A 12,005-nucleotide genomic window follows, 5' to 3' on the forward strand; every position below is an offset into this window, starting at 1 on the left:
GCTCCCCTGCTCAGAAATCCGAGGCGCCATGCTTGGGCATGACGGTGAAATAGAGGCTGTCGCGGTTGATCCCGGTAGAGTAAGGTCCGGTCGGCGCGACACGCCAGTCGGACGCAAGATTAAAACGCGCACTTTCCGTGCGGTTGTGGATCACGAACAGCAGTCCGCTGTCCCAGATCCGCTCGAAGTGCTCGCGCTCCAGCGCGCGTGTGCCGCGTGCCGGGTCGCCAATCAGCACCCGGTTGCCGTTGATCCCCTTCACGACCACAAAGTGGTGGTAGCCGTTCTCCACGATCAGTACGATCGCCGGCACCTTGGCTTCCTCCAGCTTGGAGAGCGGCAGCTCGTAGCCATCGGCCTCGAAGCCGCGCGACGCCAGAAAGCGTTTCATGTCCAGCAGCGAGAATCCCTCGGCCCGGATCTTGGCCTGGTCGCCATTGACGTACATGTTGGCGAAGACGGTCTGCTCGGTGGTCGGAATGTTGTACTGGTACGTCAGCAGCGTGGCCACCGCGGCGGAGCCGCAGCTGAAGTCGTATTGCTGCCGGATGGTGGTGCGAAAGCGTGCCTCGCGCAGGCTGGTGACCGGCACATAGTACGAGTTGCCCTGGTTGCCGGGTACGCGGATCGTATCGGCGCGGGCGTCGTGCATGCCCCCCAGCACGGCCGCCAGGCAGGCGGCTGCCATCAGCAGGCTTCGCATGTTCATTTGAACTGGACGTTGAGAATGGTGGCGTTCTGGATCAGAACGTTATTGCCCGTGTTCTGGATCACCGTGGGCAAGCCGGCCGAGTTGGCGAACGAACCCTCCGAGATCATGTTCTGCCCCGAGTAGGTATTGACCGCCGCGTTGCTGCCCACCATCCCGCGCAGCGTCATATCGTTGACCACGGTTTCCGCGCCGCCACGGACATCGGCGAGCTTGTCTGCCCCCACCGCACGCGAGGCCGTGCCGAAGATGCCGGTCCGGGCTTCCGCCACTGCCACGGCAGTTGTGCCTTCAGGACCCGCGCTTGCTGCCGCTGCCGCCGTGGCGGATGCCTCGGCCTCGGGCGGACCCGCGATGGCCTGTGCGAATGGCCACGCCAGCGTGGCTGTCGCCAGGATCGTGACAACAGTGCGATGCGATCGCATGGTGCGTCTCCTCATGTTCCGGGCCATGCCCCCGTGAGGGCTGCGACACCGGACCTGCAAGCATCTGACGTTGCAGTGCATCCCGGACGCGTTGCCCGGGATGCCCGCGGAAAGCCACATGAGATACCGGACGCCCCGGTCCGCTCTGTTCGGAGCGGCACGGAGCGCACCAGTCGTCTTACCTGCCGACGTTCATGTTGGCTTGCACGTTGACGCTTTGCTGCACCAGCGATGCCATACCGCTGTTCTGGTTGGCGATCATGATGCCGGCTGCCGACTGGCCAACGCTGGTCATGGCGTTGGACATGTTGAACGTGCCTGCATCGACGTAGTTGGTACCGCCAGCACCGCCAGCGCCACCCACTGCACCATTGCCTGCACCGCCCGTGCCGCCAGCACCTGCACCACCCGCACCGCCTGCGCCGCCGGTTCCCGAAGCCGCACCCACTGCACCGTTGCCGGCCGTGGCGCTGCCATTGGTGGCCTGCGTCGAGGTGGCACCGTTGTTGGCAGTGCCGCCAGCGCCGCCCGCACCAGCCGTGCTGGTTTGTGCACCGCCTGCGCCGCCCGTGCCCGAGCCTGCACCGCCGGTGGCTGCGCCCGAGGTGGACGTTGCCGCGCCGCCAGCGCCGCCCATGCCGGTGCCCGCACCTGCCGTGGCCGTTGCCGTGCCCGAACCGCCGGCTGCGCCCGCACCGCCCGTGGCGGTACCGCTGCCGCCAGTGCCCGAACCCGTACCGGTGCCGGTGCCGCTGCCTGCGCCGCCAGCCCCAGCCGTGGCCGTGCCCGTGCCGCCTGCGCCCGAGCCACGCTCGTTGGACGAGTTCGACGCGCCGCTGCTGCCGCCAGCACCCAGGCCACCGCCCAGGCCTGCGCCCAGTGCGCTGCCACCGGAGCCCTTGGCCCAGCCACCGTCACCGCCCGAGCCGCCCTTGGCACCGGACAGCGAGCTGCCGCCCAGACCGGCTGCCGAGCCACCCTTGCCGCCTGCACCCAGGCTGGCCGACAGTGCATCGCCGCCATAGCCCTTGGCATCGCCGCCCGAACCGGCACGGCCGCTTGCGCTGCCGCCACGGCCGCCGTCGCCGGCTTTGGCGCCGCCGTTCCAGGCCGCACCAGCGGTGGCGCTGCCGTTGGTCGCGGAACCGCCGCTGCCACCCGAGCCGCCATTGCCGCTGTTGCCGCCATTGCCGCCGTCACCGCCGGTGCCGCCGTTTCCGGTGCCACCATAGCCCTTGCCGCCAGCGCCGCCCGCCGCACCAGCCGCACTGCCACTGTTCGTGGCGTAGTTGCCGATGTTGCTGATCGAGTTGCCCGACACGGCGCCGCTCAGCTTGCTGATGGCGAGTGCCTTGCTGCTGTTGAACGCGTTGCTGAAGTTCGCGGTGGCGGTGCTGCCGTTGGCTGCCGCTGCGTTACCGAGGCCGCCCACATCCTGCTTGGTGCGATTCTTGGAGTTGGTGTTGGTTTCCGTCGAGGTCCGCGTGTACGTCGAGCTCTTCGTCGACGACAGGGTGTTGGTCTTCGTATCGGTGCTGTTGTCCTGGTAAGTCTTTGAATATTCGTTGGCCGAAGCGCCTGCCCCACTCTGCGTGGAGGTTGCCGTTGCGGTAGCCGTCGTGCTATTGCCGTCGATGTTGTTCGTCGGGTTTGCCATTGCCTGACCAGCGAAGCCCATCGCAATGCCTACTGCCGACGCGAGTAAAGTCTTTTTCATTCGAAGCTCCCAGGAAGTTTGGTACTGCGGCTCAACCCTCCGGCCGGCGCTCTCGAGAACATCGGCTGGAGGTTCAGGTCCGGCTTGATGACCAGACCGGGACTCCCCTGCGCATATTCAGTGCCAGCCACACCGCCTTGGTGCGTAATCCATTGAAATACAAAGGCTGGCGGGTTAGGAGCGGGGAACTTCGCGCACCGAAACGGGCATGTCGGCAGGGGGAAACCTGTGCTTGGGAGGAGACATGTCACAGCGTTGTGACACGGGTTTTGGCCGGTTGCCGGACGCTGCGCCGCGATCGCAGGAAATCAGTCCTGCAATCAAGGAGTTAGCGCGTACCTCCGCACAAACCCGCATGACCACGCGACGTAACGGTCATGAAACAACGGTACAGCGGTGGTCCCTATGCCGCTCGGGGGGTGACGGGGAACCCGCGCGCCGGGCAAGCGGTGGCGAAAGCGCCCCCATCGTCGCCGTGCGGCGCAATGCTGCCCGTGCGGCGTCTTTTCTTGCGCAAAGCGTTGGGCGTTGCCGCTCACAGGTGCCCTCGCGTCTCATGCGCCACGGGCAGGTTTCATGCTACGCTCTATGTCTGATTTAAAGTACATTAGTCGGATCAACGCATTCGCAAGGGCAACCATGAGTGAAGCCGTCGTTCCCCTGTATCACCAGATTTACGTGGTGCTGCGTCAGCAGATCGTGGAAGGCCGTTTCGGCCAGGGTCCGCTGCCGGGCGAGATCGATCTCGCCAAGCAGTTTCACGCGTCGCGCGTGACCATGCGCCGCGTGTTCGACCGTCTGGTACAGGAAGGTCTCGTGCGCCGCCATCGCGGTCTGGGCACGTTTGTCAATCCGCACCCGGTCAAGCCGCAGTCCACCGAGTCCGAGAAGTCCACGAGCCTGCTGGGCACCATCATCGAGATGGGCGAGAAAACCTCCGTCAAGGTGATTTCCATCGACGAGGTACATGCCACGCCCGAAGTGGCCGAGGCCCTGCAGATCCAGGTAGGCGATCCGGTCATGAAGGTGGTGCGCGTGCGCCACTACAAGAGCCGTCCGCTCTCGCACATCACCGTGTACCTGCCTGCGGACCTGGGCCGCTCGCTCTCGCGCAAGGACATGGAAACCACGCCGATGCTGCGCCTGCTGGAAGCCGCCGGCGTGGAACTGGGACGCGCCTCGCAGGTGCTGACCGCACGGCTGGCCGACGTGGTCGTGGCGCCGCTGCTCGACGTACCCGTGGGCGGCGCCCTGCTGGCAGTACGCCGCGTGGTGCTGGACAAGGCAGGCCGCCCCGTACAGTTGCTGATGGGTCAGTATCGCCCCGACCGCTATGAGTACCGCATGGAGTTGTCTCCGATGGGCGGCGGCGACAGTGCCAACGTCTGGGTGGAAAACGAAACCCGCACCGGGTTGCGCGACTGACGCACCGGGCGCTGGCCGCGGACACGTTCCGCCGCCAGCGCGCCTCCCGCCCGGCCCATTCAGCCCTACTTCCCTGGGCTTCTCGGCACCGACGTTTCCGGGCCATACTGCGCACTCCTGATCACAATCGTGGAGCCCCCGCCATGCCAGTTGTTCGCCCGGGCCGGCATCAGCCAGCCCGCCAGCCAGTTGCCGCATCCGTCCGCTCTGCCAGCCAAGCACCCGTGATGCATCGTGGAAGACGCTGGCTTGGCGCCACGTGCCTCGCCCTGATCTCGATGGCCGCCACGATCCCCGCACACGCCGCCGTGGCGGGCGGCAAGCCGATCCGGATCCTAGTGGGTGCATCGGCCGGTGGCACCACGGATACGCTGGCGCGCACCATCGCGCAGGAGATGTCGCAGACCCTGAACCAGTCCGTGGTGGTGGAGAATCGTCCCGGCGCCGGTGGCAACATCGCCGCCGATATCGTGGCCAAGAGCGCAGCCGATGGCACCACGCTGCTGATGAGTTTCACGAGCCATACCATCAACGCCACGCTCTACAAGAAGCTGCCGTTCGATCCCGTGCAGGATTTCACGCCGCTCATGCTGGTGGCCACCGTGCCCAGCGTGCTGGTGGCCACGCCGAAGCTGCCCGCCAACAACATCCCCGAGCTGATCCGGCTGGCCAAGTCACAGCCGGGCAAGCTCAACTTCGGTGTCGGGTCGATGGGTTCGTCGGTCCATCTGGCCGGGGACATGTTCAAGATGATGACGGGCACCTACATCGTCAACATCCCCTACAAGGGCACCACGCCGGCCGTGACCGATCTGCTGGCGGGCCAGGTGGACCTGATGTTCGCGAGCACGCTCAATGTGGCGCAGCACGTGAAAGCGGGCAAGCTCAAGGTACTTGGCGTCACCAGCCCCGCCCCGTTGCCGCAGTTCCCCGGCGTGCAGCCGATCGGTGCCACGGTGAAGGGATTCGAATCCAGCGCGTGGTTCGGCCTGTTCGGCCCGGCCAACCTGCCGCCGGACGTTGCGCAGGCGCTTTACCAGGCCGCGCGGCGCGGCATCGACGAGCCGTCCGTGCGCAAGCGGCTGGAAACGGATGGCGCCGAACCCAGCGGCATGCCGCCTGCCGAGTTCGCGAACTTCGTGAAGCAGGACGTGAAGCGTTGGGCCACTGTGGTCAGGTACTCCGGAGCCCAGCCGGAATGACGGTGATTGGCGGCGGCACCGCTCCCGTCGGGACCCATCCCGCCACGCTCGCGCAGAAGCTCGTGGCGCGCGCAGCGGGCGTGGATGCCGTCACGCCAGGCAGCATCGTGATGTGCAAGGTCGATCTGGCGATGGCGCATGACTCCAGCGGACCCCGGCGCGTGGCGCCGCTGCTGCGCGAACTGGGCGCTACGGTGTGGGACCCTGCGCGCTTCGTGGTGGTCACCGATCACTACGTACCCGCCGCTGACGCCGAGGCCGAGACCATCGTCCAGTTCACGCGTGACTGGGCGCGCCAGTCCGGCATCTCGAACCTGATCGACAGCCAGGGCATCTGCCACGTGGTACTGCCCGAGCGCGGCCACGTGCTGCCGGGCCGCTTCATCGTCGGCGGAGACAGCCATAGCCCCACTGGCGGCGCGTTCGGCGCCTACATGTTCGGCATCGGCGCCACGGAAATGGCTGGCGTGCTGGCCACGGGCGAAATCTGGCTGCGCGTGCCGCAGACCATCCGCATCGAATGGCATGGCGAGCTTGGCATCGGGGTCTGCGCCAAGGACATCATGCTGCATCTGTGCGCCACGCTCGGCATGGCCGGCGGCCGCTACGAAGCCGTGGAGTTCACCGGTGACACCATCGCCGCGCTGTCCATGCAGGAGCGCATGACGTTGACCAACATGTGTGCCGAACTTGGCGCGCAGACCGGGTTGATCGCGCCCGATGCCACCACGCTGGCGTGGCTGGCCGATGCGGGGGTCGATCCCGCGACGCTGGCCGCCATCGATCCCCTGCAATGGCGCAGCGATGATGAGGCACCGGTTCTTGCCGCACACCGCTTTGACGCTGCCGCGCTCAGCCCCCAGGTGGCCGCACCGCACAGCCCCGCCAACAGCGCGCCGGTGGCGCACACGGCGGGACAACCCATCGACATCGCCTACCTGGGCGCGTGTACCGGCGCCAAGCTCGACGACCTGCGCATGGCCGCGCGCGTGCTGCGTGGCCGCAAGGTGGCCCCTGGCATAAGCCTGCGCGTGGCGCCCGCTTCGGTGCGAGACCAGCAGCAGGCCGAGCGCGAGGGTACGCTGGGCGTGCTGCTCGATGCTGGCGCCCAGTTGTTGCCCAATGCGTGCAACGCCTGCGCAGGCTATGGCCTCAGCCGGTTTCCGGAAAACAGCCGCGCCATTGCGTCCACCGCGCGCAATTTCGCTGGCCGGATGGGCGATGCGGGCAGCGCCGTCTGGCTGGCCTCACCGATGACCGTCGCCGCCACGGCCGTGACGGGCCAGATCACCGACCCGCGTCAGTTTCTCGCATGAACGTAGTTCCCGAAGTGTCTCCTGCACTCAGTACGAAAGACTGCAAACCCGGCCGCATCTGGCGCTTTGGCGACGACGTGGATACCGATGCGATGGCGCCCGGCCTCTATATGAAGGCTGGCATCGATGCGCTGGCCCAGCATTGCCTGGAAAACCTGCGGCCCGATTTCCCGGGCAGTGTGCGGCATGGCGACATCGTCGTGGCGGGCGGCAACTTCGGCATGGGATCGTCGCGCGAGCAGGCCCCGCAGGCCCTGCGCCACCTTGGCGTGGCAGCGGTGCTGGCGTCGTCCTTCTCGGGATTGTTCTACCGCAACGCCATCAACCTGGGCCTGCCGGTTTTGGTGTGCCCGCATGCCGAGGCACTTGCCGACGGCGCGCGCGGCACGTTCGATCTTGCGACGGCCAGCGTATGGCTGGCGGACGGATCAAGCGTGGCCTGCGAACCCGTGCCCGATTTCCTGCGCGCCATGCTGGAAGCGGGCGGCCTGGTGCCGCACCTGAAGGCGCGATTGAAGGGCGGGGGCTGAACCACCCGACTCAGCGCGCGACCTGACCCGGCGTAAATGCCGCGCCCCCGATGCCGCCGCGCGGCCAGTTCAAACCCGGCCGGGTCGAGGCGCAATCGGCCTCGCGCAGCAACGCCATGGCCTCGTCGTCGCTGACCTGGGTGAAATCGAGATAGAACGCGCCCACGGCGGCAAAGCTGGCGGGCGAGTTCAGGCACACCACCTCATCGGCGGCAGCGCGCAATGTTTCCAGCCCGTCCGGCGACCCCACAGGCACGGCGGCGACGATGCGCCCCGCACCGGCGATGCGCGCGGCATCGAGCGCTGCACGCATCGTGGCGCCAGTGGCCACGCCATCGTCCACCACAATCACGCATCGCCCCGCCATGGCCGCCACGGGCCGCCCCTGGCGATACCGCTGCTGGCGGCGGCAGATCTCGCCCAGTTGCCTGCCCCGTTCCGCATCGAAGGCGCCCGACTCCACCGCACGGCTAGCCCAGGGGTTGTCGTTAATCACCGTATGCGGATCGCGTCCGCTCGCGTCGCCCTCTACCACGGCGCCGAGCGCCAGTTCCGGATAACCCGGTGCGCCGATCTTGCGCACCAGCAGGATGTCGAGCAATCCGCCGATGGCACGTGCCACTTCATAGGCCACCGGCACCCCGCCGCGCGGCAGGGCGAGCACCAGCGCCGCATCGCCATCGGGTGTCCGGGTGTATCCGAGTTCGACCAGCTTGCGGCCCAGGTACTGGCCTGCCTCGCGACGGTCGGCAAAGCATGGCGGCAGGCTCATGGCAGGTCTCCCGGAATAGGGAAGCGAAAGGCTTGGCAGCGATGTGAGGAGCCGCTTCACGTCGAAGGCTCCACAGGCAATATAGTCCGGCGCCATCGCAACGGCGGGAAGAATGGGAAATTCATGGGCGCCGCGGAATGTTGCGCTGCGGCAACCTGGGGCGGCCTATCGCCCCGATAGCGGCAAGCGATTAATTACCGATGTGAAACAGTCTTTTCGGGGAAGGGGTGATGATCCCGGCGGGGTCGATGCGTAGGATTGCTGCATGGCGGCAATTCAGCCGCGCCCGACAGAGCGAGATCCACCATGAACCCCCAGAACCTCTCCCGCACCGACAACGTGGCCGATCAACCGGAAGCCGATCTGGACATCCCGTTCGGCTCGCTGGATGCCGCCGCCATGGCCGAACTGCCTTACACCTTCCGGCAATCCGGCACATGCACGCGCTACTACCAGGAGTTCTTTGGCTGAACGCTTCGGCTGATCCGGTACGGTCGTCAGTACGTCTTGTACGGCAGGAACTTGCCGGACATCTCGATCCGGACGCGGTCGCCGTTCGGATCGGCCTCGCGATGCAGGTCCATGCGGAAATCGATCGCGCTCATGATGCCGTCGCCAAACTCCTCGTGGATCAGCGCCTTGAACGTGGTGCCGTAGACGCTGACCAGTTCGTAGAAGCGATAGATCAGCGGGTCAGTGGGCACTTCCGTCGGCAGCGAGCCCTTGTAGGGCACCGTGCGCAGCCACGGCTCGGCTTCGGCCGGCAGGTCGAAGATATCCATGACGGCCCGCGCGCCGGCCTCGTCGAACGTCATCTGCCCCAGGCAGGCAGCAGTCGTCCATTCCTTGCTCTTGCCCACCTTCTCGGCCACCTGTGCCCAGGTGATGCCGCGCGTTACCTTGGCCTCGATGATGAGGTCGGTCACATCGCTTCGATTCATGTCGGTCTCTCCGGTTGTCGTACAGGGGAAGCCCGGAGAGAACGGCGCGGCCAGTCTGGCGCGTGGATTGGCCTCGGCTAGTGTGGACGCTCGATGACCGCGACGGCATCGCGGGCACCGCTGTCGAACCGGGCTCGGGCGAACTCGGGCACCGCAAGCGGACTGAGCCCTTCCAGCGCCTGCAGCACCAGCACGATGAACATGACCGGCATGACGTCCTCCCTCGGGAATACGGCAAACAGAGTCGGCGCAAGCTTCGTGCCATCGGCACGCACCGCCGTGGGGAACGCCAGGAACACCCGCCAGCGTCCCGCCATGGATAAAGCGTACCCGTTTCTGCGCATCGCCGGGCGAGTCACTGTTCGTGCCGATACAGATGCCGGCCGCCCCAACGCCCGGCAAACGTTGCGAAAGTCATTTCCGATGTAACGCCACATTATTGGCCGCTGACGTGTCAGAGATCGTCCGGGCGTGTGGGTCACATTCCCGCCAGCCGTTACGGGACAACGGTTTGCGGCGGCCGGGGCGGGGCGTTTTTCCACGCGGACACGAGCGGGGGCATGTGAGACAGCCTTACAAGTGCAACCGCGTCCGCGCCGATCGCACCGCTAGAGTGAAGCCGTCGTCCACACGCATCGAACAACGGAGTCCCACATGAAACGCGCAATTGTCCTGGCCCTTCTGCTGACCACCACCAGTGCCCTGCTTTCGGCCTGCATCGTCGTACCGCCCCGCGGCGGCTACCACCACCGCTACTAAGCGGCAGTTCCTCGAAACGGACTCAAGGAGAACTCAATGAAACGCCAAATCCTGCTTGCCGCCGCCGTGCTGACCACCGGTAGCCTCTTCGGTCTGATGTCGCCCGCCGCCGAGGCGCATGACCACGGCTACTACAGGAACGCGCCGCCCCCACCGCGCCACGAAGTTCGCCCGCCTCCGCGTCCGGGCAGCGCATGGGTGCCGGGCCACTATGACCGGGTGCGCGGCAACTACGCCTGGCGCGGCGGCCACTGGGAGGCATCGCGCCCCGGCTATCGCTATGTGCCGGACCGCTGGGTACGCGGTCCGCACGGTTGGTACCAGCAGCGGGGCCACTGGTCGCGATAAGGCGGCCACCCAGGGTCCGACGCCGAGGTAAGTCAGTACATGCTCCTGCGTTGAACCCTGTACCGATGGTTGAAGCGGGCCGGACTCATTGGGCGTGAGGTCCGGCCCGCTGCCATTCCGGAGGTGGTTGCAAGCCGGGTGGCCGCGACTAGACACCTTTTTTTGCATTCGTGCCGAGGAACGATTTTTATCTCATCCTTTTGCACTAGACTGCGCGCCGCCTATTAAGGCGTCGCTACAAATCGTGACGATCGGAATAGTTTTCAACGGGTTTCATTAATGCGCCACCACGCATGATTTCTCTTAATGCCACACCCCCCATGTGGGTGACGAATAGATAATCAGAAAGCGATTTTCTTTCAATATGGTTGCACGGCTGAAACACTTTCTTCAGTGGATGTATCAACAGTGCAACCACCGCGCCACGCCATGTCGGATGGCGTCTGACATACTTTGCGAGCCAAAAGTATGGCATCGGCAATGGATTATGTAGGGCGGTGCATTACAACCCGGCCTCCACCGTTATCCACCTGCTTGCATTCGTTCGGACCAGCCCATAAGATGAATTCAAGTTTCCAAATTCAGGAGCGAGTTTTTTCGGGTAAGGGTACGGGTCATACTTCCGGTCACGCGGACAAGCCCCTCTGACAAATGGGCGTCGACAGACACGGAAGCACAGGGTTACGGCTGTTTTTTCGCGGCACCATCACCGGTGGCCGCCAGATGGCCGCAAGCGCATTCCCCTCACGCAAAGCGTCCCGCATCTCACCCATAAACGGGGAGTCAAGAAGAATGAACGCCTTGCTGATCGAGGAGCATCCGCTGCTCCGGCTCGGGCTGTTGCAGATGCTCGAGACCATCCAGGAATCCGGACACGTACTGGCGCTTGCGCCCGGCGACATCCACCGTCTGGAGACACCGCACCGAAACGCCGACCTGCTGGTCTTCGGCATGCCCGCCGACCAGGCCCTTGGCTGGGAGCAGCTGGAACAGGCGCGGGACCGCCTGGCCCCGCAACGCATCCTGATCCTGGCCGACATGCTGCCGCTGCATGTACCGAACGCAGACGCCGCGCGTGGCATCTGCGGCTGCCTGCCGAAATCGGCCTCGCTCGCCGTGATCGAAGCCGCGATGCGGCTGGCCGTCTCCAGCGTGCAAGGGTTGATGTTCGCCGGTGAGTCGGCCGCACCCGCCGTGGCATCGCGCTCGGCCATGCCGGCGGCGACGTCGCTGGCTTCGGCTGCGCCGCTGCCGCTATCGGCTGTCCCGGCAACGGACCCGGCATCGCCATCCGCGTGCGCCAGCGCCATGCGCGCCGCTGTGGCCGTGCGCGACCTGACCAGCCTGCGTCCGGGCCAGCCCATCGCCGCGCAACCTGCGGTGCCGGCCTCCAGCGTGCAACGGGCCGAGGAAGAGCCCAGCTACGACGAAGCCGAAATGCTCAAGATCACGCCGCGCCAGTACGAAGTGCTGGTGCTGCTGGCCCGGGGCTATCCGATCAAGACCGTCAGCCGCATGCTCAATATCTCGGTGGCCACCGTAAAGAGCCACGCCTGCACGCTCTACCAGCGCCTGAAGGTCCGCAACAAGGGTGAGGCGGTCTACGCCGCCCTGCAGCGCGGCGCCACGCTGGAATGGGTCAGCGGCGATGAGCATGCGGCGAGGATCCAGCCTGGGCGCAGGGATGAGCGGTTTGTGGCGACGGGTACTGCAGCCACGCTCTGACCTCGTCGTACTCCCCTCTCCCTCTGGGAGAGGGGTTGGGGGAGAGGGCTGGAGGTTCTGCTTGCCGACCACGTAGCAATTTGAACTGCTGGCCCTCTCCCCCGCCCCTCTCCCGCACAGCGGGAGAGGGGAGTAA

Annotated in this window: 13 protein-coding genes; 7 read left to right on the forward strand and 6 right to left on the reverse strand. The window is 66.0% G+C overall.

Annotated features, from left to right (window positions below; translation table 11 throughout):
* Window positions 1-10 precede the first annotated feature (10 nt).
* From FFS21_RS25845 to FFS21_RS25855, 3 genes are all read right to left on the reverse strand, one after another.
* Entirely contained in the window at window positions 11-709 is a 699-nt protein-coding gene (locus FFS21_RS25845) for a C39 family peptidase (protein WP_137927561.1), read from the reverse strand.
* Window positions 706-1,134, reverse strand: a complete 429-nt coding sequence (locus tag FFS21_RS25850; RefSeq protein ID WP_137927562.1) for a hypothetical protein — start codon at window positions 1,132-1,134, stop codon at window positions 706-708. Before FFS21_RS25850 ends, FFS21_RS25845 begins: the two co-directional genes overlap by 4 nt.
* Window positions 1,135-1,312: 178 nt before the next feature.
* The gene (locus FFS21_RS25855) at window positions 1,313-2,851 is read right to left on the reverse strand and encodes a hypothetical protein (RefSeq protein ID WP_137927563.1); all 1,539 of its coding nucleotides are present in this window, start codon (window positions 2,849-2,851) and stop codon (window positions 1,313-1,315) included.
* 639 nt (window positions 2,852-3,490) lie between these two features.
* On the opposite strand from FFS21_RS25855, the gene FFS21_RS25860 reads away from it, so the two are divergent.
* The 4 genes from FFS21_RS25860 to FFS21_RS25875 all read left to right on the forward strand — a co-directional run bounded on the left by FFS21_RS25860 (window position 3,491) and on the right by FFS21_RS25875 (window position 7,324).
* Window positions 3,491-4,276 (forward strand): GntR family transcriptional regulator, encoded by a 786-nt coding sequence (locus tag FFS21_RS25860; RefSeq protein ID WP_137927564.1) that lies wholly within the window; start codon window positions 3,491-3,493, stop codon window positions 4,274-4,276.
* A gap of 143 nt (window positions 4,277-4,419) precedes the next feature.
* On the forward strand, window positions 4,420-5,478 hold the full coding sequence (locus FFS21_RS25865; RefSeq protein ID WP_137927565.1) for a Bug family tripartite tricarboxylate transporter substrate binding protein: 1,059 nt from the start codon (window positions 4,420-4,422) through the stop codon (window positions 5,476-5,478).
* A complete protein-coding gene (locus tag FFS21_RS25870; RefSeq protein ID WP_137927566.1) occupies window positions 5,475-6,794 on the forward strand; it encodes a 3-isopropylmalate dehydratase large subunit in 1,320 nt (439 codons plus the stop codon). The genes FFS21_RS25865 and FFS21_RS25870 overlap by 4 nt, the downstream gene beginning before the upstream one ends.
* Entirely contained in the window at window positions 6,791-7,324 is a 534-nt protein-coding gene (locus FFS21_RS25875) for a LeuD/DmdB family oxidoreductase small subunit (protein ID WP_137927567.1), read from the forward strand. The genes FFS21_RS25870 and FFS21_RS25875 overlap by 4 nt, the downstream gene beginning before the upstream one ends.
* 10 nt (window positions 7,325-7,334) lie before the next feature.
* Here the strand turns inward: FFS21_RS25875 and FFS21_RS25880 are convergent, their stop codons facing one another.
* Window positions 7,335-8,096 carry a phosphoribosyltransferase gene (locus tag FFS21_RS25880; protein WP_137927568.1) on the reverse strand — a complete coding sequence of 254 codons (762 nt, stop codon included), beginning with the start codon at window positions 8,094-8,096 and terminating at the stop codon, window positions 7,335-7,337.
* A gap of 306 nt (window positions 8,097-8,402) precedes the next feature.
* Here FFS21_RS25880 and FFS21_RS32150 point away from each other — a divergent pair, with 306 nt between their 5' ends.
* Entirely contained in the window at window positions 8,403-8,567 is a 165-nt protein-coding gene (locus tag FFS21_RS32150) for a hypothetical protein (RefSeq protein WP_171020492.1), read from the forward strand.
* 26 nt (window positions 8,568-8,593) lie between these two features.
* On the opposite strand, the gene cynS is transcribed toward FFS21_RS32150, so the two are convergent.
* Both cynS and FFS21_RS25890 read right to left on the reverse strand, forming a co-directional pair.
* Window positions 8,594-9,037, reverse strand: a complete 444-nt coding sequence (cynS, locus tag FFS21_RS25885; RefSeq protein ID WP_137927569.1) for a cyanase — start codon at window positions 9,035-9,037, stop codon at window positions 8,594-8,596.
* A gap of 77 nt (window positions 9,038-9,114) precedes the next feature.
* On the reverse strand, window positions 9,115-9,354 hold the full coding sequence (locus FFS21_RS25890) for a hypothetical protein (RefSeq protein ID WP_137927570.1): 240 nt from the start codon (window positions 9,352-9,354) through the stop codon (window positions 9,115-9,117).
* Between the two features lie 478 nt (window positions 9,355-9,832).
* Here FFS21_RS25890 and FFS21_RS25895 point away from each other — a divergent pair, with 478 nt between their 5' ends.
* Window positions 9,833-10,144: a hypothetical protein gene (locus FFS21_RS25895; protein WP_137927571.1), complete on the forward strand. Its 312-nt coding sequence runs from the start codon at window positions 9,833-9,835 to the stop codon at window positions 10,142-10,144.
* Between the two features lie 792 nt (window positions 10,145-10,936).
* Window positions 10,937-11,869 (forward strand): helix-turn-helix transcriptional regulator, encoded by a 933-nt coding sequence (locus tag FFS21_RS25900; protein ID WP_137927572.1) that lies wholly within the window; start codon window positions 10,937-10,939, stop codon window positions 11,867-11,869.
* Window positions 11,870-12,005: the final 136 nt, after the last annotated feature.

The sequence above is a fragment of the Cupriavidus sp. 2SB genome (assembly GCF_005503625.1).
Classification (GTDB): domain Bacteria; phylum Pseudomonadota; class Gammaproteobacteria; order Burkholderiales; family Burkholderiaceae; genus Cupriavidus.